Below are 24978 nucleotides of genomic sequence, written 5' to 3' on the forward strand. Positions count from 1 at the left end.
GCGCGTTATCCAAGCCGGGTAACGTGCCCCATTTTGCGTCCGGGGCGTGCTTCGCGCTTGCCGTAGAGGTGCAGGTGCGCGTCCTCCTCGCCTAGCAGGCGCTCCCAGCTTTCGACTTCGCTGCCGATCAGGTTGTCCATCGTCACGTGCGGCGCGACCAACCCGGTATCGCCCAGCGGAAGATCGCAAATGCAGCGGACATGCTGCTCGAACTGGCTGGTGAGCGCGCCTTCGATCGTCCAGTGGCCGCTATTGTGGACGCGCGGTGCGATCTCGTTGATCAGCGGGCCGTTTTCGGTGGCGAAGAATTCGACCGCCATTACCCCGACATGCCCCATTTCGCTGGCCAACTTGCAGGCGATGGCAACGGCTTCGTCGACCTGCTGATCGACCGGGTGGCCCGCGGGCACTTCGGATCGGCGCAATATGCCGCCGTCATGAATGTTGCGCGGCGCGTTCCAGACCTTCATCTCGTCATTGGCCTTGCGCGCGACGAGGATCGAGAATTCGGCGAGGAAGTCGACTGCAGCTTCGGCGATCGCAGGCTCGCGGTCGATTGCCTCCCAGGCATCCATCAGCTGCGCATGTTCGCGCACCCAGGCCTGCCCCTTGCCGTCGTAGCCCAGACGACGAGACTTGATGACCAGCGGGTAGCCCAATTGCTCTGCCGCCGCGTCGAGGTCGTCTGCGGAATCGATAATGTGCCACCCGGCAACCTTGCCGCCCTGCTCTTCGATGAACCGTTTTTCGTGAGCACGATCCTGCGCGATGGCGAGACTTGCCGTGGTCGGCTGCAACTGGTCGCCGAGCGTTTCGAGCGGATCGACCGGCAGGTTCTCGAATTCGTACGTCACGACGTCGCAATCGGCGGCAAAGGCGGCGAGCGCATCGGTGTTGCCGTAGTCGGCGCAGACATAAAGGCTCGCGACGGACGCCGCGGGCGGATCGGGGTCTGGCGCGTAGACATTGACCTTGTAGCCAAGCTGCGAAGCGGCCTGGCACAGCATACGTCCGAGCTGGCCTCCACCGATGATGCCAATGGTCGATCCGGGTGGGATCATTCGGTCGGTTCCTCCGCAATGCTGTCGGTCTGTTCTTGGCGCCAATCGTCGAGCCGAGCGGCCAGCGCATCGTCGTTCGTCGCCAGCATGGCGGCGGCTAGCAGCGCAGCGTTGACCGCACCGGCGCGGCCAATAGCCAACGTGCCGACGGGGATGCCCGCGGGCATCTGGACGATGGAATAGAGACTATCGACACCGCGCATCGCGTTCGACTGTACCGGCACACCCAGTACCGGAAGCGGTGTCATCGAGGCGGTCATCCCGGGCAGGTGCGCTGCGCCCCCGGCCCCGGCGATAATTGCCTTGAGACCGCGTGCCTTCGCGCCCTTGGCATAATCGACCAGCCGATCGGGCGTGCGGTGCGCCGAAACGATCTTCTTTTCGTAAGGAATGCCGAGCGCCTCGAGCGTCTCGGCGGCATGCCGCATCGTCTCCCAGTCCGACTGGCTGCCCATGATGATACCGACGGTCATATGCTTTCCCGTTATAACGGTGAGAGCGCTTGCGTGTAGGCCAAGTCAGGCATGAGGCGCAACGGGTGCGATAAGCCGAGATGATATGCGCGCCGACATCGGCTATGTTCGCTTAGATGGCCGAGCGTAGCGACCTGACTAATGCCTCCGAGGCGACCGAGCTTGAGCGACTGCGCGAGGAGAACGAGGCCCTGCGCCAACGCGTCAGCGATCTCGATGCGATGGCGCATGAGGATGCCCTGCTGAAGGTGCCCAATCGCCGCGGCCTGATGCGCGAAGTCGCCCGCTTCGTCTCGCGCGCCACCCGCTATGGGGAGAGCGCAGCCTTGCTGTTTCTCGATTTCGATGGGCTCAAGGCAGTGAACGACCGTCATGGGCACCGCGCCGGCGACGCGGCGCTGAAGCACGTGACCCGGCTCCTTGGCGATACCCTACGAGCGAGCGACGTGATCGGCCGCTATGGCGGGGACGAATTTTGCGTCCTGCTCGCCCATGTCGATGAACAGGAAGCGCAGGAGACCGCGAGACGGCTGGAAACGGTCGTGGCGGCAAGCGACTTCGTCTATGAAGACCGGCCCGTCCCGCTGGCCGTGACGATCGGCATCACGATGGTGCGCAAGGACGATGATCCCAATACGCTGCTCGATCGCGCCGACAAGGATATGTACGCACGCAAGGACTAGGCCTCGCCGACATATGCCCGCTGGCCTGACTGGAACGTGTCGTCGAGATCGTAGACGATCGGCTTGCCGGTCGGGATTTCCAAACCGGTAATGTCTTCGTCCGAAATGCCTGAGAGATGCTTCACCAGCGCACGCAAGCTGTTGCCGTGTGCACTGATCAGAACGCGCTTGCCCGATTTAAGCTCGGGCATGATGACGTCCTCATAATATGGCAGTACCCGCTCGATCGTCAGCTTGAGGCTTTCGGTGCGCGGCACGGTAACGCCTTCGTAGCGGCGGTCGCCGGACATTTCGTAAGGACTGTCCTGCTCCATCTCGGGCGGCGGCACATCGAAGCTGCGGCGCCAGATGTGCACCTGCTCGTCGCCGACCTTGTCGCGCATTTCCTGCTTGTTGAGCCCGGTCAGCCCGCCATAGTGACGTTCGTTGAGGCGCCAGTGCTTGGTCACCGGCAGCCACAGGCGATCCATCTCGTGCAATGCTAGGTGCAGCGTACGGATGGCGCGGCTCTGCATCGAGGTGAAGCACGTATCGAAGTCGAGGCCCGCGGCTTTCATCGTGCGCCCCGCTTCACGCGCTTCTTCGACGCCCTTTACGGTCAGGTCGACGTCCCACCAGCCGGTGAAGCGGCCTTCGAGGTTCCATTGCGACTGGCCGTGACGGACGAGGACGAGCTGGCTCATTTATCGGCTTTCCAAGCCTTGAGGTCGGGCAGGATCGTCGCAAGGCTGTCGAGGCAGGCAGCGCCAAGCTGGCGGCAGCGCTCGGGGCTCCAGCCGTAGATCGCGTCGGGCAGGTCGTCATTGTCCTTGAAGGGCATTTCCAGCGTCATCGATACCGCACCGAAGCGTTCGGCCAGCTGGGTCGTCGACATCGACAGGTTGGCCTTGCCGGGCTTCGATTTTTCGTATCCCTTTTCGTCCTGGAAGTCGGGCGTGCGCTTCTTGAGCGTATCGCTGAACAGGTCGAACAGTGCCTGTTGCTCCTTCTTGAGCGAGGGGATGCCTTCGAACCCGGCAAGGAAGTTCGCGGGGATCGCCTCATCGCCGTGCACGTCCATCGCGAAATCGACGCCCGTTTCGTCCATGCGATTGCGGACGTACAGGACCTCGGGGCTCTTCTCCTGCGTCGGATTGTTCCATTCGCGGTTGAGGTTGGTGCCGACCGCATTGGTGCGCAGATGCCCGCGCTTCGAGCCATCGGGATTCATGTTGGGCACGATGTGCAGCGTGCATTCCTTTAGCAGCGTGCGCGTCACCGGGTCGTCATAGTCGGTAAGCTTTTTGAGCGCCCCTTCCATCCACCAGCTGGCCTGTGTTTCGCCCGGATGCTGGCGGGCGTAGAGCCAGACGACGAGATCGCCCTCACCCAGCTTGAGATAGTCGAGATCCTGCCCATCGATCGTATGGCCGAGGCTTTCATAATCGACGCCCGGCAGCGCCGCGACGGTCGAGACCAGGTCGAGACAGCGCTCGATCGAATAGGGCGCAAAATAAGCGAGGAAGACGCTGTCGGTGTCGGGCACCAGCTTGATGGTGAGCACGCCGTCCTCATAGCTGGTGGCATCAACGCGTTCCCAATCCTCACGATCGGTCGACATTACCGCCTTGTAGTCGGTCCATCCATCGGGATAGGCCGCACCGCCCGCATTGCTGATCTTCAGCACCATGTCGCGGCTGCGTGCGCCCGTCAGGCGGAAATGGAACCACTGGTAGAAGTCGCTTTGGTGATCTTTCACGATCTCCAGCTCGATCTCGTTGTCCTCGATGCTGATGACACGGATATTGCCGCTGTCGAATGCACTGGAAATCGATACGCCCATGGAAACCCCTGCTTGAATATTCGGACCGGTTGGATCGCGCTCCTGATAGTCAGCGTCCGTGGCGATGGAAAGCCCTTCATCGGCACTGGGCTCCCGTTTGCAGAATCTGTTCGCGCGTGCGCGGGAATCCCGCTAGCAGGGCGATCGAATTTCACATCAGGACCGATTGCCATGCGTCTCGCGCTTACCGCCGCCGCCTTTTTCCTCGCTGTCACGCCCGCCGCCGCGCAGGAGATGCGCGCCGAGGCGAGCGAAGTGCAGGCTCATGTCGAATTTCTTGCCGATGATCTGCTTGAAGGTCGCGGCTCGGGCCAGCGCGGCTATGACCTGGCCGCGCTTTACGTCGCCAGCCGCTACCGCGCGCTCGGGCTCGAGCCGGCGGGCGACGACGGCACCTATTTGCAGAACATCCTCTATCGCCGCTCAAGCCTGACTGGCAGCGAAGTGCGGGTCGATGGCAACAAGACGGGCGACATCAAGGTAACCCCGAACGTCGACAGCGAGCGCCTCGACCTCGATGCCGATTTGGTGTTCCTTGGCTACGGATTGGAAGCGGGCGCCTACGGCCACGACAGCTATGCCGGGGTCGACGTGGCGGGCAAGATCGTCGTGGTCTTCAACGGCACGCCCGACCTTCCCAATGACCTCAATAGCGACATTCCCGCGCACCTCGGGAACAGCAAGGTCGACAGCGCCGCACGGCGCGGCGCGGCGGGCGTCATCACCATCGGCTCGGGCCGCTTTGTCAATTTCTTCGCCAATCGTCCGACGACAGCATGGATCGACCACGAGGGCCGCGCCAGCAACCTGCCGGGCGACCTCAAGATGCGCGCTTTCGTGTCTACCGGCGATGCCAAGAAGCTCTTTTCCCGTTCGGGCCGCGATTTCGATGCGCTGGCGGCGGCCGCCCGCAAGGGCGATGCGCTTCCCAGCTTCGACCTTCGCAGCAGAATGTCGGTCAGGGCCAGCTTCGAATGGAGCGAATTCAACGCTCCCAATGTCGTCGCCAAATTGCCCGGCGCCAATCCGGCGATGGCGAACGAGCATGTCGCAATGACCGGGCACCTCGATCATCTCGGCATTCGCGAGGATGAGAAGGGCGACAATATCTACAACGGCGCGCTCGATAACGCATCGGGCATCGCCACCATGCTCGAGGCGGCGCGGCTTTTCGCCACGGCGGACGAGAAACCAGATCGCTCAATCCTCTTCGTCGCATTCTCCGCCGAAGAGCTGGGCCTTCTCGGTGCCAGCTATTACGCCACCAATCCCACGGTCAGCGACCTGATCGGCGTCGTCAATCTCGACATGCCCGTCCCGCTCTACGACTTTACTGACGTCACTGCTTTTGGCGCACCGCATAACACGATCGCCGTGGCGGTCGCCGAAGCGGGCGCGGAAATCGGCATTCGCGTTGCGCCCGATCCGATGCCGGGCCAGGCGATCTTCACCCGCTCGGACCATTACGAGTTCGCCAAAAAGGGCATTCCAGCAATCTTGCTTTTCACCGGTTACGGCAATGGCGGCGAGGCCAAGTGGAACAAGTTCTTCGCGGATTATTATCACCAGGCCGACGACGACCTGTCGCTCGACATCAACTATCCCGCGCTCGCCCGATATGCCGAGCTTAACTACCGCATTGCCAACCGGCTCGCGAACAATCCGCAGCGCCCACTCTGGTACGAGGGCAACTTCTTCGGCGACCTGTTCGCACCCGATGCGCCCAAGGCGCCGATCAAATAGCGAAATTCCGAGGAGAAACCGGGCTTTGGCCTTGACGAATCTGCTGCGCGCACTTATCTCGCCGCCAGCTTTGGAGGCAAAGCCCCCGAAAACTTATTGAATTAGAGGCAAGGGTATCCGGCCATGAAAGTACGTAACTCTTTGAAATCGCTGAAGTCGCGCCACCGCGATTGCCGGGTTATCCGTCGTCGTGGTCGCACCTATGTGATCAACAAGACCAATCGCCGCTTCAAGGCCCGCCAGGGCTAATCGGCAGCCGATTCGGCTTGAGACAAACGCCCGCCCTCACCGGCGGGCGTTTTTCGTTTCAGGCTTCGAGATGCGCCGCCAGCGCAGCGAAATGATCGGCCAGCCCATCGCGATCGTCCGGTCGCGAGAACCGCCAGATTTCGAGCTTGCCGGCCAGCGCCAGCGCTTCGGTGAACTGGTCCCCCGTTTCCCCGCGTACCTCCTGCCCCACGCCGAAGCGGTAGAGATTGGCAAGCAGCGCATTGGCCGCGGCGACGCCTTCCAACCGCTCGAACGCGAGCGCACCACTTTCCAGGACGTAGAGGCGCGACAATGTGCGCGCGCCAGACTGCACCGGCGGTAAAGGTACGTGGAACTTGTCGAGATCGCTCGCGACCTTTCGCAAACTGTCCGGCTTCAAGCCCAAGAGTGCCAGATCGTCGCGCCACAATTTGAGGCGCAGCACGCCCGGATGCACATTGCCATCGGCATCGAGCGCCAGCAGGTCGTCTCCAAGCACCGCCCATCCGGCTGCCGCGGCCATCGCGGCGAGGCTCGATTTTCCCGCGCCGCTGTCGCCAGCAAAAGCAACCGACACGCCCTGCGGCGTTTCGAGACAGTTTGCGTGCACTGTCAGCCTTGCGCGCTGGTGGAGGAGCGCCGCCATCACCGTTCCTAAAAGCCAGATCGAAATATCCTCGCGCAGTGCGTCGGGTGGCGCCCAGATATCGATCTGCGCGCCGTTTGCGACCCGATAAACGAACGGATCCTCCTCAGGCGCGAACCAGTAGGCGCCATCCCCGCGCTCATCGGGCGGTGCTTGAGCATGCCGCCGAATGATGACATCGGCGGCGCCCCTCCCTTCAGCCAATTCCGGCAGGGGCAGTTCGCTGTCGATCAGGAGGCCGAAGGCGCGATACATGGACACCACCTTGCCGATCATCCGCCGCGCGGCTAGCCCCAAAGCCATGTACGCGCCCGACACGATCTTTGTTCGCAACGACAAATTGCCCTCCGGCGAGGTCGATGGCGAGCTGGTTGCGCTCGATATGGACAAGGGCGACTGCTTCGGGCTCGACAAGATCGGGACCGAGATCTGGCACCTTGCCGCCGCGCCTATTACGCTCAGCGCCATCATCGCCAGGATGGTCGACACCTACGACGTCGACGAAGCGCAATGCGCCGCCGATCTCCAGCCATTCCTGGTGGACATGGTCGAGGCAGGCCTGCTGCGTATCGCCGCATGATCGGTCAGGCGCGCGCGCTGCTGTCACGACTGGCGGTCTCTGCCGGCTGGCGACTGTGGCTGCTGCTGACGCTCATGCTGGCCAGCGCCGCGGCGGAGACGATCGGGATCCTTTCGATCGTCCCGCTGGTCGGCGCCGCGCTCGAGGCCGGCAGCTTCCCGGTCCTCGGTGCGATCGGTCTTTCGCTGGAACAGGCGCTGCTCCTGTTTCTGGGAGCCATGGGCCTGCGCATCGGCCTCGGCTGGTGGCGCGACCGGTTGAGCGCGTCGATCGGCGCGCGGTTTGAAGCCGAGCTCGGCGCGCGGGTCGCCCGATCGCTGGTTGACGCGCCCTTTGCCGACTTCGCCGTTCGGGGGCGCGGCGATATCCAGTCGCTATTGGGCTTCGACACGCCCCGCGCAGCGGCTGCGGCCGACCAGCTGCTGGCCCTAGGGGTAACGCTGGCCTTGCTGCTGGTAGCGGGCGCGGCAGCTGCCTGGCTTGCGCCCGTTTTCACGCTGGCGGTGCTTGTCGGCGTGGCACTGCTCGTCCTGCTTTCCGTTCCGCGCTGGCGACGCGCACGGGCCAATGGCCAAGCCATCGCCGCGTTGCACGTCGAACAGGACGAGATGGCGCAGCGGCTCTTCGGTGCGATCAAGGCAGCCAAGGCACAAGCGAGCGGCACGTATCTGGCCAATGCCTATCGCCAGCGCCTGCTCGCCATGGCGGCGCGAGAACAGCGGCTGCTGCATTACCAGGCGGACGGGCGCGCGCTCGTGCTCCTCGTCAGCGCGATTGTCGCGGCAGGACTGGTGCTGGTGGGCACACGTGTCCTGGGCATGGATATCGTGACTCTCGGTGCAAGCCTCATCTTATACGCGCGGCTGGCCCAGCCCGCGCAGGCCCTGCATCGCATCATCGATACCCTGTCAGCATTGCTCCCCTCCTTTGCACGCATCCGCCCGCTGCTTGCTACGGTGCCCTCCAGCGCCCCCACCGAACGCGGATCGTGGCAGCAGTTGAGCGCAAGGCGCCTCGTGCTGGCGCATGAGGACCCGTTGTTCGATCCTGTCGATATCGACGTCGCGCCGGGCGAGTGGGTGGCCATCACCGGTCCTTCGGGCATTGGCAAGACCACGCTGGTCGATGCTTTTGCAGGCCTGCAAATGCCGTCCGAGGGCGCTATCGAAATCGATGGTGGAAGGCTCTCCGCGCGCGCTGATTGGCCGCTACACATCGCCTACGTCGTCCAGTCCGATCTTGTCTATCACGACACCATTGCCGCGAATCTCGATCCCGAAGGCAAGCTGGATGCCGCTACACTCCAACGCATTTGCGATTGTGTCGGGCTCGACCATTCCCTCGATGCGCAAGTCGTCGAGCTGGGGAGCGGGCTGTCGGGCGGCGAGCGTCAGCGATTGCTGATCGGTCGCGCGCTGTGCCGCCGGCCTACGCTGTTGTTGCTCGACGAGGCTCTCGGCGCGCTTGACGACGATGCCGCACGGACACTTGTCGAGCGGATCAGGATGGAATTTCCCGACATCGCCGCGGTGCTGGTCACGCATCGAATGTCGCTGGCTAATCAATGTGATCGGCGCATTGCCCTTGGCAAAAGCACCGAGACCACTTAAAGTGGCAGCTAAATTATTACAGTGCCGAGATCATCATGACGAAAACACCAAAACAGCGGCGCCCTTGGGCGCGGCCGACGCTCCAGAAGCTCGACACCAAGCTGGCGACGATGGGCGGGTCGACCCGCAACGGCGAAGGCGGTCCGCTGAAAAAGAGCTGAGCGTGTTCGAGGGCCCGCTGGCGGCAACGTTCCGCATCGGCGCTACGCCCGACATTCACGACACGGCATCAGCGCATGATTGGCGCCTCGAGGTTTCCCACGCAGGCGCTATCTTGCTCCTCGATTGGCCGCCCCAAGACAGCCCCCACTTTCCACAGAAAATATTCGACCTCCTCGTAGCAAAGCAGTTCGACCGACTTGCTGACATCGACGAGCGGTTCGCTGCCATCTTCATCGATACGGACGAAGTCCTTCTGGTGCGCAACTGGATTGGGTCGCGGCCGCTCCATTTTCGTATCGATGGCGATCGGCTCGATGCTGCGACGATGCCGCAGGACCTGGCGCGAGCCGACGACAACCCCGACTGGCACTGGCTCGCCCGCCGCGCGGCAATGCAGACGCGGTCGAGCGATGGCACGGCGTATACAGACGTAAAGCGCGTTCGCCCCGGGCATCTCGTCCGCTGGTCACGCTCAAGCGGTCGGCGCGATGACGTTCGCTTCTGGCGCCCCGACCGAACACCGCTCGGTGCGAATTTTAACGACGTTGTCGCCGAGGCCGATTCCCTGTTTGCATCCGCCATGGATCGCGCGCTGGCCGGAGCCACGCCGCCGATCGCCGCGCAACTGACAGGGGGGCTCGACAGCTCGCTCGTCGTTTCTCATGCCGCCAAAAAAGCTTCATTGGTCACGCTGACGGGAACGCATCACGGCGCGCCCGTCGATCCCGGGCGCGGCTATTTCCTCGACGAAGCGGCGCGCGCGGCCGCCACGGCCAAGGCATTGGACGTGCCGCACTATGTCGCGCGATCCGACCGTACGTCGCTGCTCGATCAGATCGATACCTGGCAGGCACATCTGGGCGAACCCATCGCCAACGCCGACAATCTCAGTTGGCTCGACCCGCTCTACCGAAAAGCACGCGATTTGAGTGCGTCGCGGATCCTGACGGGCGCGCTCGGCAATTTTACCCTGAGCTGGCCGGGAAGCGGCGCGTTGGCCGAACTGCTGCGCCGCGGGAAACTTGCCCAATGGTGGCGGAGCGCACGCGCGCACCGCGATCGACTTGGGGCCAGCCGGAAAGGCATCACAGCGCTGAGCTTACCGTGGCTGGCGCCTGGCCAGTCCGAACAGGTCCGCTTCATCGAAGGGCCCGCGGGAAACTGGCGCGTTGCGCGCGATCGCCGCGAGGTCCGCGCCGACATCCTGCTCGGCCACGATCCGGGACCCTGGCATGAGGCGGTACGCAGGCTCTATGGGATCGACGAGGTCGACGGTTTTGCCGATCGTAGATTGGTCGAATTCTCGCTGCGGCTACGTGAGAGCCATTGCTATCAGCCCGGTCAGCCGCGGGCGCTCATTCGCGCTATGTTGCGTGGGCGGGTCGACGATGCGGTGATCGATGAGCCCAAGCGCGGACTGCAGGGCGCCGATTGGCCGCAGCGGCTTGCGGAGGCCTTGCCGACGATCCGGGACCAACTGGCCCGAAGCGAGGTGCCGCCGCCATTCGATGGTGACGCGCTGCAAAGTGCGGCGATGGAATTTAGTCCTTCGGATGCATCGACCGATACCGAGACCGAAATGCGGTTTGATTTCACCCGCGCCATCGCCGCGCTACGCCTGGGCCAGCGGATCGGGGGATGAGGCGACCGCCTTTCAGCGTCTATCTTGAAGCCTGCATGGCGCTGGCCATGGCCCGCATGGCGTTGCTGGCGCGGCCGAGCAAGACGCACTTTTCCGCATCAGTCGGGGGCGCACCCGCGAGCGAAGAACAGGTCGCGCTGATCCATCGCACGCTGACCGCGGCCAGCCGTCGCCTGCCGTTTCGTACCCTGTGTTACGAACAGGCGCTCGCGGCGCGTACGATGCTGGCGCGGCGCCGCCTGTCGTCGCGACTGCATTTCGGCACGGGCAAGACCGATGGCGATCTGACGGCGCATGTCTGGCTGACCAGCGGGGAGCGTATTGTCGTGGGCGCGGACGAGGCCGCGCGCCACATCGAATTGGCGCGCAGCCCTGAACCGGAAGCCTGAGCGTTTTTCAGCCGCGGTTCATGCGGAAATTTGTTATATTCGCGGCATGAACAAGATGATTCCCGTGGCGATCATCGCCGGCATCGCGCTCGTGTGGCCCGCATTTGCGGCGTCGCAGGATCGCCCGCGCACGCCAAAGAACTGGGATTACGAGATTGTCGATGGCAAGCGCGTTCCCAAGGCCAAGCGCACGGTGAACCCCGACGGCAGCTGGCGCGAGGAAAAACGCGACGGCAAATGCGTCGAGATCAAGGAAATGAGCGCCTCGGGCGAACTCAAGATCACCCGCAAATGTGACGACGAGGGCTAGCCCTCTTCCCCCACACTGGCGCTATCGGACGCGTAAATGCCTGTCCCTAGACGCGTAATATCGCAGCGCGGCAGGTCGATCGCTTCGACATCGTCGCAGTAGCGAACCTGCGCCGTGTCATCGGCGCCGATGAATACCGCCCATTCGCGATCATCGTCACAAGTGGCGACCCACATCTCCATATTCTCGTACGGCGCGGCATAGCCCGACCCGGTTACCCGATCACACGGATAGCCCGCCCCGGTGATGGCGCGTCGCATGGCGATGTCGCGGTTCATGTCGGAAAGTTCGAACAGCGCGTCCTGGTTTTCACCGCGTGTCTGAATGGTTTCGTTCTCGGCGGGCGGCGATGTATCGCCGCAGGCGGCGAGCATGAGAGGCACGGTCAACAGGGCAATGCGAAACATTGGCTCTCTCCTTTGATACAATGTCACTTGATACCATGAACCAATGCGCACGCCTACGCAAAGGTTGCGCTTCGGCGCGCATGCGGCAAGGATCCGGGCCGATCTTACGGGAGCCCGTTCATGCGTATTCTCACTCTCACCGCCTTGCCTTTGCTGGCAATCGCCGCCACCGCGCCGGCACAGGATCGCGAAAAGATTTCGCCGAGCCAGATCGTGGCTGCGGCGCCGGCCGAAGCATGGGTCGAAATTCCGGCCGATGACATCCTTGTGCTCGAGCTGGCGGGCGATCGCACAGTCTATTTCCAGCTCGCCCCGCATGCAGCGCCGCAGCATGTCCAGAACATCCGCGCGCTAGCGGCCAGCGACTATTGGGATGGCGCCAGCGTGTACCGGGTACAGGACAATTTCGTCGCGCAGTTCGGCCTGCGGGATATCGAGCGCGACCTGCCCGACGGCGTCATCGCCCAGCCTGATGCCGAATATGTGTTCGCGGGCGAAGGGCTCGATATGAAGCGGCTGGGCTATCCCGACCCGTATTCGCTGATGGCCGGGTTTTCTGGCGGATGGCCAGTCGCGTTGTATGACGACGGGACGGCGAGCCTGACGCATTGCTACGGCACGCTGGGCGTCGGGCGCGAACTATCCCCAAGCACCGGCGACAGCACCGAACTATATGTGATCATCGGCCAGGCGCCGCGTCACCTTGATCGCAACATCGCGATAGTCGGGCGCGCGATCGAAGGCATCGAACATCTTTCCAGCCTGGAGCGCGGTACCGACGGACCGCTTGGCATGTACGCGCAAGAACAGTCCGCGACCCCGATCGTGTCTTATACGATTGCATCGGCGATGCCCGAAGAGGTTCGCCCGCGGTTCGAATATCTGTCGGAAAAGAGCGAGGCTTTTGCGGCCTATATTGACCGCTGGGCCAATCGCTACGACGATTTCTACGAGGTATCGGCTGGCGGCATGGCCTTATGCCATGCGCCGGTGCCGATCCGCCGGGTCGAGGATTAGGCCGCCCAGGCGTCCTTGCTGTCGCAATTGCGATGGGTGATGACCGGCGGCAGCTTTGCCAGCGTTACGACGGCTTCGGCAAGCGGTAGCGCGGTCGAGCAAAAAGCGCATTCAGCGGACAAACGACCCACCAGCCAATGCGTTCGGCCACAGCCCGGGCAATGGTTCACCTCATTTTCGCGGTAAACCGCGTGATAGCCGCGACCCATCGGGTCATGCGCCATCTTGAGTTCGGCCAGGGTTGGTACATGGGTCATCGTAACAATCCGTCCTTTCCACCTCCCATTAACACTTAAATAAGCATTAAGTTGCCTTAACATATGTTGCGTCCGAAAAGGAGACGCTTTGGGGAAAGTTCGCCTAGCGGCCGCGCAATGCGCGCGCCGGGCGCGCGGTCAAGGCAGGCCGCGCCGCGATCAGGGCAGCGCCCACGGCAAGCAACACCGCGATCGGCGGAATCGCCAGAATTACGGGCCAATCGGGGACAAATTCGAATTCGAAACGCCCGTCGATCATCCACTTCGCAGCGATGATCCCGACCAATGTCGCGCCCGCCGCAATCAGACCGGAAAGCGTGAAGAATTCGATCAATTGGGTCCACACCAGCTGGCGTTGCTGGCCGCCGACCAACCGCAGCAACACGAGATCGCGGGTCCGCGCCGCCCGAGTCGCGACGACCGAACCCGCCAGCACGGCAACCCCGATCGTGATGGCAAGGCCGAGCGCGATGCGGATCGCGGCGTCCAGCCCTTCGAGGATCTCGCGCCCCTGATCGAGGGCATCCGCAACGCTGATGGTACTGACCTGCGGCATCGCGGCGACAAGCGCCTGTTCGAACGCTTGCGTGTCGGTTTCGTCCGCGCTGCCCGAGGTTCCAAGCAACGTGTAGGGCGCGCCCTCGAAGGTCCCGGGGGAAAAGACTAGCGCGAAATTCACGCCAAAATTGCTCCAGTCGATTTCGCGCAGCGAGGCGACCTCTGCCGTAATGGGACGGCCCAGGATCGAAACCGTGATCGTATCGCCCGGCGACAGGCCGAGCGCGCGCGCCGCTTCGGCATCGACGCTGACCAGCGGAGGCCCAACATAATCGGGACCCCACCATTCGCCTTCGACGATTTCGTTGCCGTCGGGCAATTCGCCAAGGAAGGTCAGCCCGCGGTCGCCGTTGAGGATCCACGCGCCTTCGGGGATTTCCTCCATGTCGGCAACGGCTACGCCGTCCACGACCGTCACGCTGCCGCGCAGGTTGGGGACGAGATTGAGGTCGGGCGTCTCCAGATGTTCCGCGGCAATGGCACGGAATTCATCCTCGCGATCCCCCGGGATATCGAGGTGGAAGAAGGCCGGAGCGCGTTCGGGGATGGATCGGTCGAGCTGGTTGAGGAGGCTTTGCCCGATAGCAGCAAGCGCCACCAGCAGGCTAAGTCCAAGGCCCAGCGCGACGCTAAGCCGCACGGTGGCGTTGCCCGGTCGATCGAGCGCCGCGATGCCGAGCCGGAATACTGGACCGCCGCGATGCTTCAGACGTCTTGCGAGCAGGCGGATCAACCAGCCTGCGCCCGCGAACAATAGGCCAAGCACGATGAACCCGCCTGCCGCGATGGCGGCCAGTTCCGCGTTGCTCGCCGAAAAGATGGCCAGCGCCATGGCCGCGCCGCCGGCAAGGATCGGCACTAGCCAGCTGCGCCTTCCGGATTGTTCTTCAAGGCTACCGCGAAGCAGCGCCGCGGGCCGCGCGCCAAGAGCGCTGGCAACGGGCGACCAGGCGGCCGCAAGTGTCACGAGAATGCCGACGAGGCTGGCCTGCGCAAGCGCGGCCCAGTGCGGCCCTGGATCGGGCGCGATGGGCAACCGATCGCCAACGAATTGGCCGACAAGCAACGGCACCAAAGCGCCCAGCGTGAGGCCGATGACCAACGCCGCGGCGACCACGACAATGATCTCTATCGCCAGCATGAGCCCGATCGTCGCGCGCGTGCCGCCGACCAGCTTGAGCTGAGCCACGGTGGCGCGTCGGCTTGCGGCAAAGGCCCTGGCCGCGCTGGCAATGCCGAGCGCCCCGATCCCGAGCGCCGAAAAAGCGATCAGCAACAGCATGTCGCCGGTGCGTGCGACAAAGCGCTGCGTGCCGCCCGCGGCCTCGTCGCGCGTCGTCGATTCCCAGCTTCCTTCGCTAAATTCGGTCGTGAACCGGGTGCCCGCGACCGATGGATCGGCATCCTCGTCATCGAGCAGCAGCAGATATTCGTTGCTGTACAGACTGCCGGGCTGCGTGAGCTGTGTTGCAGGCAGGCTTGCCTGGTCGATGAAGACGACCGGGGCGAAATTGAAACCCCCGCCCTGGGCGCGGTCGCTGACGATCCCCGAGACGATCAGGTCGGCAAAACCCAATCGCACGCTATCGCCAATGTCTAGCCCGAGATCGTCAGCGAGCGCGCGGTCGATACCGACCTCGCCTTCGCCGGGGCGGTCGCCTTCGAATTCGAGCGGGCCGGCTAGCGGATAATTGTCCTCGACGGCCTTCAGTTCGACGAGACTGATCTTGGCCGGTCCGGCGACCAGCATCGCGCGCGTTTCGACGACATGCGTGACCTCGCCATATTCGCGCATCAGCGCCAGCTCGTCTTCACTCGCGCTGCGGCTAGCGACTTGCAGTTCGAGGTCGCCGCCGAGCAAGGCGCGACCATTATCGGCAATGGCCTTGTCGAGCGAGGCGACAAGGCTGAGCACGCCGGCCAACCCTGCGACCGACAACATCAGGCACAGCCACAACAGGCCGAGCCCGCCGAGACCACCGCGCAAGTCGCGCTTGGCAAGCGTGCAGGACGTCACGCTGCGAGAAGCCCGTCGCGCATATGGAGGGTGCGGCTTGCGCGCTTGGCCAGTGCCGGGTCGTGGGTGATGACGATGAGGCCGGCGCCCGCTGCTTGCGCACGTTCGAACAGCAGGTCGATGATACCTGCACCGGTCGCGGCATCGAGGTTCCCGGTGGGTTCGTCGGCCAGCAGCAGATGCGGCTGCGGCGCGGTGGCGCGCGCGATCGCGACGCGTTGCTGTTCGCCGCCTGACAATTGCGCAGGATAATGGCCCAGCCGGTCGCCAAGCCCGACGCGTTGCAGTTCGAGCGCTGCCTTGGTGCGCGCATCGGCAATTCCGGCAAGCTCCAGCGGGACGGCGACATTTTCGTGCGCCGTCATCGTGGGCAACAATTGGAAGTTCTGGAGGATGATGCCGATGCCGCGCCCGCGCAGGCGGGCCAGCGCATCTTCGCTCATGCCGCCAATATCCTCATCGAGCAGCAGCGCCTTGCCGCCCGTTGCACGCTCGAGCCCCGAGGCGACCGCCATCAGCGACGACTTGCCCGAACCCGAAGGCCCAAGGATGGCAACGGTTTCGCCCGGCATGACCTTGAGATCCACGCCCTTCAATATCTCGGTGCGCGCAGCCCCCTGACCCAGTGTCAGGCGGATATCCGTCAGATCGATCAATGCCATGAAATTCTCTTGAGATTATGCTTGAGGCGGGAGCGATTGGCCCTCACCATTGGTTCCATGAGCTTCATGACCCGCATTTACCTGCTTATCGCCCTCGTTTCGACCAGCCCCGCCTTGGCATCCGACGAACGGCCCGTGATCGTCGCTTTTGGAGACAGTTTGACCGCCGGGTACAACCTGCCCGAAGGGCTCGGCTACGCACCGCAGCTTGAAGATGCGCTGCGCCGCGAAGGCATTGCCGCGACGGTCGTGGATGCCGGCGTATCGGGCGACACCACCAGCGGCGGTCGCCAACGGCTCGCATTTGTTCTCGACGGGCTCGAGCAGACGCCCGACCTCTTGCTGCTCGAACTTGGCGGCAACGACGTGCTGCGGGCCATCGACCCGGCTGTGACGCGCGAAAACCTCCAATGGATGATCGGTGAAGTGCAATCGCGCGGGATCGACGTCGTCCTGCTCGGCATGCGCGCGCCGCGCAACTACGACCCCGCTTATGTCGAAGCTTTCGAGGCCATCTACACCGATCTGGCGACGCAATACGACGTGCCGCTCTACCCCTTCTTCCTCGAGGGACTCGAAGGGGTCGATGGCACGATCCAGCGCGATGGTATCCATCCCACTTTCAAAGGTATCAAGCTGATGGTCGGCGGCAGCCTGCCCACCGTTATCGAAGCGTTAGAGGCTGATTAGCGTCCCGTAATCTGGGCCGTGTCGATCGGTTCGGCGAACTGGGCGCCAAGCTTGTCGCCCGCCGTCCAACGCACCAGCGCCGACGCCCGCTCGCGATCGGGCAATAGCAGCCAGATACGGCTGCCGACTTCGAACTCGATGCCGGTTACTTCGGCCATGAAACCATTTTCGGAAATGTTGACGATCCGCGCTTCGCACCCCTCGGCGCCCATCTCGCGCACTTGTGCGTCGAGTGCGACATCCTGCCGCTCGCTTTCGCGACGTTCCTCGCCCGTCTGTTCGGCGATACGCGCCTTGATTGCCACTTTGGTTCACTCCTTCGCCGTCCTGTCCAGTCAGGCGACGAAATTGATTCCGATGCGGCCTTCACGTACCCAGCGAACGACCGCTTTGACCTCCCCGCGATCGAGGAGCTGGAGCGTCACGGTCTCTCCTATATGGGGTGTTTCCGCAAAAATCACCATGGCTCCTGAATCGGACAGGTTGACGAGGCGGACGACGTGGGCGTCACCACGAAAGCCAAGCACCGCGGTCTGCGACTGCGCATTGAAACGCTCTTCGCCGCGTTCGTCGATCATGCGCTTTACCGCGCGCGGCACGATGCCGGCGGTCAGGCTAGAATTCTCACCCACAATACTCTCCTCAAGGGCAACCCCACGTTTCCTTTAGATCACAGTTGCTTAAAGAATGGTTTGCGCAGCCTTAAGGGCGCTTTCCTCGGGCTGTTCAGCGTCTATATTGGATCATGACGCTAAAGGGGGACGGTCTTGGGAACCGGATCTGCCGGTTCGAAGGAGGGATAATTTGGTGAAGAAGGCACTATTTCTGGCAGGCTCGCTCTTGGCGAGCGCGGCATTCGCGCAGCCACAAGAAGCACCTGTCGTCGGCGACGCACCGGAAGCCGGCATCGCGCCGCAAGAGGCGCCCGGCGCCAAGCGCATTCTCGTCGCCGAAGAGCCCGATCCCGAAATGGCCGACAAGCTGGACGAGGCCTTCGACCAGCCGATCGATGCCGCCCCGTTCTGGACGGTCGCCAATGCCGAGGTCCTGCTCGACTATATCGAAGCCGTCGCGGCGGAGGGTCTCGTTCCCGCCGATTACAATCCCGAAGGCCTACGCGCCGCCATCGTAGCTGGCGACATGAGCGCGCTGGCGACCACCGCCACCGACAGTTTCAACAAGCTTTCCGCGCACCTCGCGCTTGGCCAGGTCGATCACGAAGCGCGCGTCGACTGGCACATCAAGGATGCCGACCTGTCCGAAGAGCGCCAGCGCGCGCTGCTCGAATGGGCGCTGTACGAAGGCAAGCTGAAAGAATCGCTCGACAAGCTTCTGCCCGAGCATCCGCAATATGCGGCGCTAAAAAATGCGCTGGCAGTCGCCGACCCGGCAGACGCCGAGGGGATCGCCAAGATCCGCCTGAACCTTGATCGCTGGCGCTGGCTGCCGCGCGATCTGGGTGATCGCTACATCATCGTCAATGTGCCGGCCTACACCGCCGCGCTGGTCGAAAACGGCGAGACGATCTCGCGCCATCGCGCGGTCGCCGGTGCTGTCAGGACGCCGACGCCGCAGCTGATGGCCGAAGCCACGGGCGTGATCTTCAACCCTTATTGGAACGTGCCCAAGTCGATCGAACCCGAGGTTCGCGGCAAGGCTGGCTACGAAGCGATCCGCGACGATGACGGCAACATCGTCCGCTATCGCCAACCGCCTGGACCCAACAACTCGTTGGGACGCATCAAGTTTGTGATGTACAACCCGCACCTCATCTACCTACACGACACCAATGCGCGCGGCCTGTTCAATGCAGAGGAACGCGCCCGCAGCCATGGCTGCATCCGGACCGAGAATATCCTCGGCCTGGCCAACATGCTGCTCAAGATGGATGGTAATGACTGGAGCGAGGAAAAGACGCTCGAGATCGTCAATTCGGGCAAGAATACCGGCGCCAAGTTTGCCAACAGCCTGCCGGTCTTCATCGCCTACTTCACGCTCGCCGCGCGCGGCGATGGCAGCGTGATCGACTATGAGGACATTTACGGCCGCGACAAGCCGGTCGCCGAGGCGCTCAACGAGTGGCAGCCGTCATCGGCAGAAGACGCGCAGGTCGCCGAGGCAAGTTAGGCGCGCTTGTCGGCGTAGAGAAGGTGACCGTCGGAAAGGCGGTTCATCACATGCCAGTGATCGCGCTTGGAGAAGGCAAAGCAGCCCTCCGAGCGGCCCATCTTGCCCTGCTGCGCGACCACTTCGGGTTCGGCATACCAGGCGTGGTGCATGACGATGGCGCGCGCGTGCGCGTTGCTGTTCGACCAGTCGAGGCCGTGCATGCGCTGCGACAGCCCGTACTTGCCGTGATACTGGTTGGCGATGACGTAGGCACCGTTGGACGTGGCAAGGCTGCCGGGGCGGTTCGAGAAATTGTCGAGATAGCCGTTGTGATTGCGATCGGACCCGCGGCCATGCGTGGTGCGGAAGCTTTCCACCGTGCCCGACGGCAGGTGGACCAGCTGGCAGCGCTCTTCCCCCGAATGCCGGTTGAAGTCGACGATGCCGATCCAGTCGCGGTGCCTGATCGAATTGGCGTGCTGATCCAGCGCGGCCTTGGCGCGCCCGAATAGCGCCGGGTCGACGCCGGCAGGCGCGGCATTCAGCGTCTGCCGCACTTGGGCGGGCACCGGTTGAGCGGGCGGGACACGGAAGGTGAAGTTGTTGGGATTGGCCAGACTCGGTCCGGCAAAGGCCGCACCGACGGCAGCGGCAGCACCCTTTATCAAAAACTCACGTCGTCCGATTGTCACTCTTTACCCCTCCCACGGTTCAATAACTCTTTACCATTCAAGAGGTTAACGCGGGATGGATATTATTGCGGGTTGCCGCTGCCACGCCTCGGTTCATCGCGCCCGGACTATAGCGACGGCTCTTGTATTGGGTTGCGCCCGCTGCTAGAGGGCCGCCGATACGCCGGGTGACGGAGATTCGCCCGGCTTTGCTATTTTTGCTATAAGGGCCGCTTGTCGTGCCTCAAATCGAATTGGAGTTGAACCAAGCTTATGCAGATCATCGTTCGCGATAATAATGTCGACCAGGCGCTGCGCGCCTTGAAGAAAAAGCTGCAGCGTGAAGGCGTCTATCGTGAGATGAAGCTTCGCCGCCACTACGAAAAGCCGTCGGAAAAGCGCGCGCGCGAACGTGCCGCCGCGATCCGCCGGGCGCGCAAGCTCGAGCGCAAGCGCATGGAGCGCGAAGGCGGCCGCTAGGGCCCCCTCTTACTTTCTCAAATCAGGATGCGCTGATGTCGGCCACCCAGGTACCGCTTCGCCCGATCAAGAAGGGTTCGCTCATTAAGCTGTGGCTGGCGATATTCCTGCTGGTCGGCGCCGGAGTCGCGCTGGCCTATGCCGGCACCAAGCCGCTCGAAAAGCTCGAAGAGCTTGGCGTCGAGGTCGTGACCGAGGGCACGGGCGAGCCGATCCGCCTCGAAGACGGCGCGATGGTCATCTACGAAGGTCGCACCAAGGATGGCGCGGTGTTCGATACATCGGATGGCAGCGCGGTACCGATGATGCCGACGCGCGTCATTCCGGGTTTCCGCGACGCGCTGCTGCAGATGCGCGAAGGTGGTACCTACGAAATCGCCATCCCGGGCGAACAGGCATATGGCGAAGAACCGCCTGCGGGCTCGCCATTCGAACCCAACGAGGATCTCTACTTCACCGTCACGGTCGAACGCATCGAGCGCGACGTGATGCGTCAGCTCCAGCAGATGCAGCAGATGCAACAGGAACAGCAGGGTCTTCCCGAAGGCGCCGAGCTGCCGCCCCCGCCGGGCGAATAAACTTTATTCGGATGCAGGGGGCGCTTCGGGCGCCCCTTCTTCTTTGACCTTGCTGATTTCTTCGAGCGTCGCCTTGATTGCGGCGATGATCGGATCTGCCAGCAGCAGGCCGAGGAAACCGAACAAGGTGCCAAAGATCAATTGCGCCGCCAGCACCAGCGCCGGTGCCAGGTCGACCGTCTTTCGCGCGATGTACGGGATCACCACATAGCCGTCGAAATTCTGCACGAAGAAATAGACGAAGATGCAATAGAGACCCGCTTCGGTGGACACCGAAAAGCCGACCGCGACCATCAGGATGCCCGAGACCACCGCGCCCACATTGGGAATGAAGGCAAGCAGCCCGGTGAGCAGCGCCAATACCGCCGCCAGGGGAAGAGCGCCGATGCCGATCATGGAGGCGACCAGCGTCAGCATGATGTAGGTGAAGATGCCTTCGACCAGCATGCCGACGATGCGGCCGAACAACAGGCGACGAAGCGTATAGGCCACCTTGTCGCTGACTTCGTAGAACGTGTGGCGATGGGTGGTCGGCAGCATCCACGCCACTCCGCGATCATAGAGGCGGGGTTCGGCGGCGATGAAAATACCGATGACAAGGATAAGCAAGCCGCCTGCGATGGCGCCCAGCGCGCTGCTCAATACGCTCGTCACCCGCCCCACGCTATCGAACAGCCGTCCGCTGATATCCTCCATGCTGAAGTCGGGCACTGCATCGTGGGCCGTCGCCCACGCCGCCAATCGGTCGAGCTGCGCGATGACCACGTCTTGCAGGATGACGAATTGACCCGCCAGCATCACGCCCGAATACCATGCGGTCCAGCCAACGAAGGCCAGCCCGGCAAGGATGACGATCAGTAGGCGAAAGCCGCGCGGGATGGGTAGGACGCGGCCCAGCAAACGCGCGCCGCCATCGAGAATAACCGCCAGAACCATGGCGCCCACGATGACCAGCAGGGGTGCGGCAAGCACGACGACACCCGCTGCAAGCAATGCCATCCCGATCCAGACCGCGGCCTTCTTGGCCTCCCGCACGACTATCGGATCACGAATGTCGGTGGGGCCGGGACCCTGGTCTTCGGGGTTATAGGTCATTCATCTCCAGTAGCGCCGGTCGAGCCACGAAGGCTAGTCCAGCCACGTCCTTCGCGGAACGATGACAGCCAGGTCGCGGGATTCCAGGCGGTCGTACCGTCGAGCGAGAAGGTGATGAATTCGGCGCGGCCGCCGATATTCTCGACCGGCACCGCGCCGCCAAGGCCGCGCTCCTCGAGCGAGACGCGGCTGTCGCTGGAGCGATCGCGATTGTCGCCCATCAGGAAGACATGATCGTCAGGGATGGTGAGCGGCCCATAGTCGTCGCCTTCGAACCGGCCAAGATCGACCGTGTCATAGGAGACGCCGTTGGGCAGCGTCTCGCGCACGATGGGCAGCGAGCAATAAAGTCGTCCGTCGTCACCCGCCTCGATCTGCTGGACGAGCGCGAGATCAACGGGCGCGCCGCCGCGGCTACGACCGCAGGGCGAATTGGGGTCGACGGGAATGCGCGCATTGTCGACGACTTCGCGCGCGACAGGGGTGCCGTCGATCATGACCGTGCCGTCGACCAGCTCGATCGTTTCGCCGGGCAGGCCGATAACGCGCTTGATATAGTCTTCATTCTTCCCCGGCGGGGTAACGATGACAATATCACCGCGCTGCGGCATGCTGCCGAATAGGCGGCCTTCCATCGGCGGCAGCGTGACCGTCCAACGGCCAGGATCGCCGCCCGGCACGATGGCCTTGGCGATGCCGATCGGGTCAGGGATCGTCGGCGAGACGAAGCTGTAGCCATAGGGATATTTGCTCACCACCAGCCGGTCGCCAGTAAGCATCGCGGGCATCATCGATTCAGAGGGAATGTAGAAGGGCTTGGCCACGAAGCTGTGCACCAGCAGCACCACCAGCAGTACGATGGTCAGGCCCTTGATCTCGGCCCATACGGCGCGGCCAAAGCCGCCAATGTCGAAAGATTTCTTGGATGCCATTTCTTTAGTCCAGCGGGCGGGCCTCGAGGATGACGAAGGCCTGCGCCCATGGGTGGTCGTCGGTTAGGGTGAGATGAACGTGCATCGCGTGGCCCTCAGGCGTCATCGCGTCAAGCCGTTCCTTCGCGCCGCCGGTGAGATGAAGCGTCGGTGCGCCCGATGGTGCGTTTACCACGCCGATGTCTTTCATGTAGACGCCGCGTTTGAAGCCCGTGCGCACGGCCTTGGAGAAGGCTTCCTTGGCGGCAAAGCGCTTGGCTAGCGTACCGGCGGCAGTGAACGGGCGACGCTTGGCCTTGGCGCGTTCGACCGCGGTGAAGCTGCGCTGGAGAAAGCGGTCGCCAAAGCGATCGAGCGACTTCTGGATCCGCTCGATATTACAGAGGTCCGAGCCGAGACCGACGATCACAGGACCACCTTGAGGCCAATCGGTGCAACGAGGGCAGACACCCACCCGAACACGATCGCGATTCCCGGCTGTGAAGACGCGAGCCACTGCGCGATGAAACCCGCGGCAATTGCAACCAAACCGGGCCACATGATCGCCAAATATTCTTCCGTGGTAGTTGCCTTGGCACCAATTGATGTCGCCATGAAAAAGAGGCCGATCCAAGCCATCCCTGCCAAGATTCCGATAGTCGAGAGAATGCGTGCGAAGGTCATCCGCGCGCCTCATCCATCAGCATCCGCATTTTGCGCACGCTTTCCTCGAGTCCGACGAAGATCGCTTCGCCGACGAGATAGTGGCCGATATTAAGTTCGGCGATCTGCGGGATGGCGGCGATGGGCTGCACGTTCTCGTAAGTAAGACCGTGCCCGGCATGGGGTTCGATCCCGTTCTTGGCCGCCAACGCTGCCATATCGGTAATGCGCTTCAGCTCGGCCGCCAGCTTGTCGCTGTCACCGTCGAGGAAGGCGTGCGCATATTCACCCGTGTGGAACTCGACCACCGGGGCACCGAGACGGAGCGCGGCATCGAGCTGGCGTTCGCTGGCTTCGATGAACAGGCTGACGCGGATGCCCGCATCATTCAATCGCGACACGAAGGGCGCGAGATGGTTGTGCTGGCCCGCCGCATCGAGCCCGCCCTCGGTAGTCCGCTCCTCGCGCTTTTCGGGCACAATGCAGGCGGCGTGCGGCTGATGACGAAGCGCGATCTCGAGCATTTCCTCGGTCGCCGCCATTTCAAGGTTCAATGGCAGGTCGGTGGCGTCCTGGATGCGGCGCAGGTCCTCGTCGCGGATATGGCGGCGATCCTCGCGCAGGTGCGCGGTGATGCCGTCGCCGCCAACACTGGCGACGATCTCGGCCGCGCGCACGGGATCGGGGTGATCGCCGCCGCGTGCATTCCGCACTGTCGCGACATGATCGATATTGACGCCGAGGCGCAGCACTAGGCGCGGCTCCCGGGTTTCACTGCAGGGATCGCTTCGAGTTCAGGCGGAAGGTTGTCGGATGCATAGCTGGGTACGTCCAAAGCAATCAGCGGGTAGAAGGGCACGCCCAGATCGACCGAGCCGCCCGACCGGTCGACCAACGATGCTTCCGCGATGACTTCGCCGCCCGCTTCGCCGACGGCGGCGATGGCCTCGCGGCTCGACAGCCCGGTGGTGACGACGTCCTCGACCATCAGCACCTTTGCTCCGGCTTCCAACGCGAAACCGCGGCGGAAATGGAACACGCCGTCGGGACGTTCGAGGAACATCGCGTCCTTGCCCAATGCGCGGCCCATTTCGTGGCCGATGATGACCCCGCCCATCGCCGGCGACACGACGACATCGATGGCGCCGCGCACATCGTCCGGCAGCTTGGCGGCAAGCGCCTCGGCCAGCCGACTGGCGCGCTTGGGGTTCATCAGGACTCGGGCGCACTGCAGATAGCGCGGGCTCCTGCGCCCGGACGACAGGATGAAATGGCCTTCGAGCAGCGCCCCTGCGTCCTGGAATTCCGCCAAAATCTGTGATTCCTGCACCCGCATCTCCATGGCAATGACGCGCCTGCATTAGAGCGATGTGGCTGGCCCCGCAACCAAGCGCAATATGGGCTTTGGATCACGGCTTGAGCCTTTGCACCCTCCTGCCTATAAGGCGCCCAATTCGCAGGGCACGAGTCACCGCGTGCCTAGACCATCTGGA

General features: G+C 63.2%; 32 protein-coding genes. 14 read left to right on the plus strand and 18 right to left on the minus strand.

The annotated features are described in order from the left end of the window. Window positions 1-5: 5 nt before the first annotated feature. Together NUX07_RS00055 and purE are read right to left on the minus strand one after the other, a co-directional pair. Entirely contained in the window at window positions 6-1061 is a 1056-nt protein-coding gene (locus NUX07_RS00055; RefSeq protein WP_265527975.1) for a 5-(carboxyamino)imidazole ribonucleotide synthase, read from the minus strand. Continuing rightward, window positions 1058-1534, minus strand: a complete 477-nt coding sequence (gene purE / locus NUX07_RS00060) for a 5-(carboxyamino)imidazole ribonucleotide mutase (RefSeq protein ID WP_265527976.1) — start codon at window positions 1532-1534, stop codon at window positions 1058-1060. The genes NUX07_RS00055 and purE overlap by 4 nt, the downstream gene beginning before the upstream one ends. 116 nt (window positions 1535-1650) lie before the next feature. Between purE and NUX07_RS00065 the strand changes: the two genes are divergently transcribed. Further along, window positions 1651-2217 (plus strand): GGDEF domain-containing protein, encoded by a 567-nt coding sequence (locus NUX07_RS00065; RefSeq protein WP_265527977.1) that lies wholly within the window; start codon window positions 1651-1653, stop codon window positions 2215-2217. Here NUX07_RS00065 and gpmA read toward each other — a convergent pair. Both gpmA and NUX07_RS00075 read right to left on the minus strand, forming a co-directional pair. Continuing rightward, complete coding sequence (gpmA, locus tag NUX07_RS00070) at window positions 2214-2900, minus strand: 2,3-diphosphoglycerate-dependent phosphoglycerate mutase (RefSeq protein WP_265527978.1); 687 nt, start codon at window positions 2898-2900, stop codon at window positions 2214-2216. The genes NUX07_RS00065 and gpmA overlap by 4 nt on opposite strands. Beyond that, the gene (locus NUX07_RS00075) at window positions 2897-4039 is read right to left on the minus strand and encodes a M14 family metallopeptidase (protein ID WP_265527979.1); all 1143 of its coding nucleotides are present in this window, start codon (window positions 4037-4039) and stop codon (window positions 2897-2899) included. Before NUX07_RS00075 ends, gpmA begins: the two co-directional genes overlap by 4 nt. A 171-nt stretch (window positions 4040-4210) precedes the next feature. Between NUX07_RS00075 and NUX07_RS00080 the strand changes: the two genes are divergently transcribed. Together NUX07_RS00080 and ykgO are read left to right on the plus strand one after the other, a co-directional pair. Continuing rightward, entirely contained in the window at window positions 4211-5782 is a 1572-nt protein-coding gene (locus NUX07_RS00080) for a M20/M25/M40 family metallo-hydrolase (protein WP_265527980.1), read from the plus strand. Between the two features lie 123 nt (window positions 5783-5905). Further along, on the plus strand, window positions 5906-6031 hold the full coding sequence (ykgO, locus tag NUX07_RS00085) for a type B 50S ribosomal protein L36 (RefSeq protein WP_183934348.1): 126 nt from the start codon (window positions 5906-5908) through the stop codon (window positions 6029-6031). A gap of 58 nt (window positions 6032-6089) precedes the next feature. On the opposite strand, the gene NUX07_RS00090 is transcribed toward ykgO, so the two are convergent. Further along, window positions 6090-6932, minus strand: coding sequence for a hypothetical protein (locus NUX07_RS00090; protein WP_265527981.1), 843 nt, complete (start codon window positions 6930-6932; stop codon window positions 6090-6092). On the opposite strand from NUX07_RS00090, the gene NUX07_RS00095 reads away from it, so the two are divergent. Genes NUX07_RS00095 through NUX07_RS00120 form a run of 6 tightly spaced genes read left to right on the plus strand, consistent with a single transcriptional unit; the run spans window position 6931 to window position 11370 of the window. Next, window positions 6931-7257, plus strand: coding sequence for a PqqD family peptide modification chaperone (locus tag NUX07_RS00095; protein WP_265527982.1), 327 nt, complete (start codon window positions 6931-6933; stop codon window positions 7255-7257). The genes NUX07_RS00090 and NUX07_RS00095 overlap by 2 nt on opposite strands. Beyond that, window positions 7254-8867 carry an ABC transporter ATP-binding protein gene (locus NUX07_RS00100; protein ID WP_265527983.1) on the plus strand — a complete coding sequence of 538 codons (1614 nt, stop codon included), beginning with the start codon at window positions 7254-7256 and terminating at the stop codon, window positions 8865-8867. The genes NUX07_RS00095 and NUX07_RS00100 overlap by 4 nt, the downstream gene beginning before the upstream one ends. 35 nt (window positions 8868-8902) lie before the next feature. Next, complete coding sequence (locus NUX07_RS00105) at window positions 8903-9028, plus strand: hypothetical protein (RefSeq protein ID WP_265527984.1); 126 nt, start codon at window positions 8903-8905, stop codon at window positions 9026-9028. A 2-nt stretch (window positions 9029-9030) separates the two neighbouring features. Beyond that, window positions 9031-10671 carry an asparagine synthase-related protein gene (locus tag NUX07_RS00110; protein ID WP_265527985.1) on the plus strand — a complete coding sequence of 547 codons (1641 nt, stop codon included), beginning with the start codon at window positions 9031-9033 and terminating at the stop codon, window positions 10669-10671. Next, a complete protein-coding gene (locus NUX07_RS00115; RefSeq protein WP_265527986.1) occupies window positions 10668-11060 on the plus strand; it encodes a lasso peptide biosynthesis B2 protein in 393 nt (130 codons plus the stop codon). The genes NUX07_RS00110 and NUX07_RS00115 overlap by 4 nt, the downstream gene beginning before the upstream one ends. Window positions 11061-11106: 46 nt before the next feature. Next, window positions 11107-11370: a hypothetical protein gene (locus NUX07_RS00120; protein ID WP_265527987.1), complete on the plus strand. Its 264-nt coding sequence runs from the start codon at window positions 11107-11109 to the stop codon at window positions 11368-11370. On the opposite strand, the gene NUX07_RS00125 is transcribed toward NUX07_RS00120, so the two are convergent. Then, window positions 11367-11777 carry a hypothetical protein gene (locus tag NUX07_RS00125; protein WP_265527988.1) on the minus strand — a complete coding sequence of 137 codons (411 nt, stop codon included), beginning with the start codon at window positions 11775-11777 and terminating at the stop codon, window positions 11367-11369. The two genes, NUX07_RS00120 and NUX07_RS00125, sit on opposite strands and share 4 nt — an antisense overlap. A gap of 120 nt (window positions 11778-11897) precedes the next feature. Between NUX07_RS00125 and NUX07_RS00130 the strand changes: the two genes are divergently transcribed. Continuing rightward, a complete protein-coding gene (locus tag NUX07_RS00130) occupies window positions 11898-12794 on the plus strand; it encodes a peptidylprolyl isomerase (protein ID WP_265527989.1) in 897 nt (298 codons plus the stop codon). On the opposite strand, the gene NUX07_RS00135 is transcribed toward NUX07_RS00130, so the two are convergent. From NUX07_RS00135 to NUX07_RS00145, 3 genes are all read right to left on the minus strand, one after another. Next, window positions 12791-13051, minus strand: a complete 261-nt coding sequence (locus NUX07_RS00135; protein WP_265527990.1) for a hypothetical protein — start codon at window positions 13049-13051, stop codon at window positions 12791-12793. The two genes, NUX07_RS00130 and NUX07_RS00135, sit on opposite strands and share 4 nt — an antisense overlap. Window positions 13052-13154: 103 nt before the next feature. Then, window positions 13155-15596, minus strand: coding sequence for an ABC transporter permease (locus tag NUX07_RS00140; RefSeq protein ID WP_265527991.1), 2442 nt, complete (start codon window positions 15594-15596; stop codon window positions 13155-13157). A gap of 26 nt (window positions 15597-15622) precedes the next feature. Continuing rightward, window positions 15623-16288 carry an ABC transporter ATP-binding protein gene (locus tag NUX07_RS00145; protein ID WP_265527992.1) on the minus strand — a complete coding sequence of 222 codons (666 nt, stop codon included), beginning with the start codon at window positions 16286-16288 and terminating at the stop codon, window positions 15623-15625. 57 nt (window positions 16289-16345) lie between these two features. Here NUX07_RS00145 and NUX07_RS00150 point away from each other — a divergent pair, with 57 nt between their 5' ends. After that, window positions 16346-16978: an arylesterase gene (locus NUX07_RS00150; RefSeq protein ID WP_265527993.1), complete on the plus strand. Its 633-nt coding sequence runs from the start codon at window positions 16346-16348 to the stop codon at window positions 16976-16978. Here the strand turns inward: NUX07_RS00150 and NUX07_RS00155 are convergent. Beyond that, window positions 16975-17283, minus strand: a complete 309-nt coding sequence (locus NUX07_RS00155) for a PilZ domain-containing protein (protein WP_265527994.1) — start codon at window positions 17281-17283, stop codon at window positions 16975-16977. The two genes, NUX07_RS00150 and NUX07_RS00155, sit on opposite strands and share 4 nt — an antisense overlap. A gap of 30 nt (window positions 17284-17313) precedes the next feature. Next, window positions 17314-17610 (minus strand): PilZ domain-containing protein, encoded by a 297-nt coding sequence (locus NUX07_RS00160; protein ID WP_265527995.1) that lies wholly within the window; start codon window positions 17608-17610, stop codon window positions 17314-17316. 175 nt (window positions 17611-17785) lie between these two features. Here NUX07_RS00160 and NUX07_RS00165 point away from each other — a divergent pair, with 175 nt between their 5' ends. Then, window positions 17786-19105, plus strand: coding sequence for a L,D-transpeptidase family protein (locus tag NUX07_RS00165; protein WP_265527996.1), 1320 nt, complete (start codon window positions 17786-17788; stop codon window positions 19103-19105). On the opposite strand, the gene NUX07_RS00170 is transcribed toward NUX07_RS00165, so the two are convergent. Next, window positions 19102-19779 carry a murein L,D-transpeptidase catalytic domain-containing protein gene (locus tag NUX07_RS00170; protein WP_265527997.1) on the minus strand — a complete coding sequence of 226 codons (678 nt, stop codon included), beginning with the start codon at window positions 19777-19779 and terminating at the stop codon, window positions 19102-19104. The genes NUX07_RS00165 and NUX07_RS00170 overlap by 4 nt on opposite strands. A 252-nt stretch (window positions 19780-20031) precedes the next feature. On the opposite strand from NUX07_RS00170, the gene rpsU reads away from it, so the two are divergent. Then, a complete protein-coding gene (gene rpsU / locus NUX07_RS00175; RefSeq protein ID WP_265527998.1) occupies window positions 20032-20238 on the plus strand; it encodes a 30S ribosomal protein S21 in 207 nt (68 codons plus the stop codon). 35 nt (window positions 20239-20273) lie between these two features. Further along, on the plus strand, window positions 20274-20816 hold the full coding sequence (locus tag NUX07_RS00180; protein WP_265527999.1) for an FKBP-type peptidyl-prolyl cis-trans isomerase: 543 nt from the start codon (window positions 20274-20276) through the stop codon (window positions 20814-20816). Between the two features lie 3 nt (window positions 20817-20819). Here the strand turns inward: NUX07_RS00180 and NUX07_RS00185 are convergent, their stop codons facing one another. Genes NUX07_RS00185 through pyrE form a run of 6 tightly spaced genes read right to left on the minus strand, consistent with a single transcriptional unit; the run spans window position 20820 to window position 24821 of the window. Continuing rightward, window positions 20820-21911 (minus strand): AI-2E family transporter, encoded by a 1092-nt coding sequence (locus NUX07_RS00185; RefSeq protein WP_265528000.1) that lies wholly within the window; start codon window positions 21909-21911, stop codon window positions 20820-20822. Further along, window positions 21908-22843 (minus strand): signal peptidase I, encoded by a 936-nt coding sequence (gene lepB / locus NUX07_RS00190; RefSeq protein ID WP_265528001.1) that lies wholly within the window; start codon window positions 22841-22843, stop codon window positions 21908-21910. The genes NUX07_RS00185 and lepB overlap by 4 nt, the downstream gene beginning before the upstream one ends. Window positions 22844-22847: 4 nt before the next feature. Beyond that, a complete protein-coding gene (gene acpS, locus NUX07_RS00195; protein ID WP_265528002.1) occupies window positions 22848-23252 on the minus strand; it encodes a holo-ACP synthase in 405 nt (134 codons plus the stop codon). Beyond that, the gene (locus NUX07_RS00200) at window positions 23249-23506 is read right to left on the minus strand and encodes a hypothetical protein (protein WP_265528003.1); all 258 of its coding nucleotides are present in this window, start codon (window positions 23504-23506) and stop codon (window positions 23249-23251) included. The genes acpS and NUX07_RS00200 overlap by 4 nt, the downstream gene beginning before the upstream one ends. Further along, window positions 23503-24237 carry a pyridoxine 5'-phosphate synthase gene (locus tag NUX07_RS00205; protein WP_265528004.1) on the minus strand — a complete coding sequence of 245 codons (735 nt, stop codon included), beginning with the start codon at window positions 24235-24237 and terminating at the stop codon, window positions 23503-23505. Before NUX07_RS00205 ends, NUX07_RS00200 begins: the two co-directional genes overlap by 4 nt. Next, window positions 24237-24821, minus strand: coding sequence for an orotate phosphoribosyltransferase (gene pyrE / locus NUX07_RS00210; protein ID WP_407696152.1), 585 nt, complete (start codon window positions 24819-24821; stop codon window positions 24237-24239). Before pyrE ends, NUX07_RS00205 begins: the two co-directional genes overlap by 1 nt. Between the last annotated feature and the right edge of the window lie 157 nt (window positions 24822-24978).

It is taken from the genome of Sphingomicrobium marinum (assembly GCF_026157105.1).
In the GTDB taxonomy this organism is placed as follows: domain Bacteria; phylum Pseudomonadota; class Alphaproteobacteria; order Sphingomonadales; family Sphingomonadaceae; genus Sphingomicrobium; species Sphingomicrobium marinum.

Excerpts from the sequence above, each read along its gene's own strand:
- NUX07_RS00120 (WP_265527987.1), top strand. The coding sequence starts at position 11,107 with ATGAACAAGATGATTCCCGTGGCGATCATCGCCGGCATCGCGCTCGTG.
- NUX07_RS00130 (WP_265527989.1), top strand. The coding sequence starts at position 11,898 with ATGCGTATTCTCACTCTCACCGCCTTGCCTTTGCTGGCAATCGCCGCC.
- rpsU (WP_265527998.1), top strand. The coding sequence starts at position 20,032 with ATGCAGATCATCGTTCGCGATAATAATGTCGACCAGGCGCTGCGCGCC.
- NUX07_RS00055 (WP_265527975.1), bottom strand. The coding sequence starts at position 1,061 with ATGATCCCACCCGGATCGACCATTGGCATCATCGGTGGAGGCCAGCTC.
- NUX07_RS00075 (WP_265527979.1), bottom strand. The coding sequence starts at position 4,039 with ATGGGCGTATCGATTTCCAGTGCATTCGACAGCGGCAATATCCGTGTC.
- NUX07_RS00180 (WP_265527999.1), top strand. The coding sequence starts at position 20,274 with ATGTCGGCCACCCAGGTACCGCTTCGCCCGATCAAGAAGGGTTCGCTC.
- NUX07_RS00150 (WP_265527993.1), top strand. The coding sequence starts at position 16,346 with ATGAGCTTCATGACCCGCATTTACCTGCTTATCGCCCTCGTTTCGACC.
- NUX07_RS00185 (WP_265528000.1), bottom strand. The coding sequence starts at position 21,911 with ATGACCTATAACCCCGAAGACCAGGGTCCCGGCCCCACCGACATTCGT.
- NUX07_RS00115 (WP_265527986.1), top strand. The coding sequence starts at position 10,668 with ATGAGGCGACCGCCTTTCAGCGTCTATCTTGAAGCCTGCATGGCGCTG.
- lepB (WP_265528001.1), bottom strand. The coding sequence starts at position 22,843 with ATGGCATCCAAGAAATCTTTCGACATTGGCGGCTTTGGCCGCGCCGTA.
- gpmA (WP_265527978.1), bottom strand. The coding sequence starts at position 2,900 with ATGAGCCAGCTCGTCCTCGTCCGTCACGGCCAGTCGCAATGGAACCTC.
- purE (WP_265527976.1), bottom strand. The coding sequence starts at position 1,534 with ATGACCGTCGGTATCATCATGGGCAGCCAGTCGGACTGGGAGACGATG.
- NUX07_RS00080 (WP_265527980.1), top strand. The coding sequence starts at position 4,211 with ATGCGTCTCGCGCTTACCGCCGCCGCCTTTTTCCTCGCTGTCACGCCC.
- NUX07_RS00095 (WP_265527982.1), top strand. The coding sequence starts at position 6,931 with ATGGACACCACCTTGCCGATCATCCGCCGCGCGGCTAGCCCCAAAGCC.
- NUX07_RS00125 (WP_265527988.1), bottom strand. The coding sequence starts at position 11,777 with ATGTTTCGCATTGCCCTGTTGACCGTGCCTCTCATGCTCGCCGCCTGC.
- ykgO (WP_183934348.1), top strand. The coding sequence starts at position 5,906 with ATGAAAGTACGTAACTCTTTGAAATCGCTGAAGTCGCGCCACCGCGAT.
- NUX07_RS00065 (WP_265527977.1), top strand. The coding sequence starts at position 1,651 with ATGGCCGAGCGTAGCGACCTGACTAATGCCTCCGAGGCGACCGAGCTT.
- NUX07_RS00200 (WP_265528003.1), bottom strand. The coding sequence starts at position 23,506 with ATGACCTTCGCACGCATTCTCTCGACTATCGGAATCTTGGCAGGGATG.
- NUX07_RS00105 (WP_265527984.1), top strand. The coding sequence starts at position 8,903 with ATGACGAAAACACCAAAACAGCGGCGCCCTTGGGCGCGGCCGACGCTC.
- NUX07_RS00145 (WP_265527992.1), bottom strand. The coding sequence starts at position 16,288 with ATGGCATTGATCGATCTGACGGATATCCGCCTGACACTGGGTCAGGGG.
- NUX07_RS00100 (WP_265527983.1), top strand. The coding sequence starts at position 7,254 with ATGATCGGTCAGGCGCGCGCGCTGCTGTCACGACTGGCGGTCTCTGCC.
- NUX07_RS00135 (WP_265527990.1), bottom strand. The coding sequence starts at position 13,051 with ATGACCCATGTACCAACCCTGGCCGAACTCAAGATGGCGCATGACCCG.
- pyrE (WP_407696152.1), bottom strand. The coding sequence starts at position 24,821 with ATGCGGGTGCAGGAATCACAGATTTTGGCGGAATTCCAGGACGCAGGG.
- NUX07_RS00090 (WP_265527981.1), bottom strand. The coding sequence starts at position 6,932 with ATGTATCGCGCCTTCGGCCTCCTGATCGACAGCGAACTGCCCCTGCCG.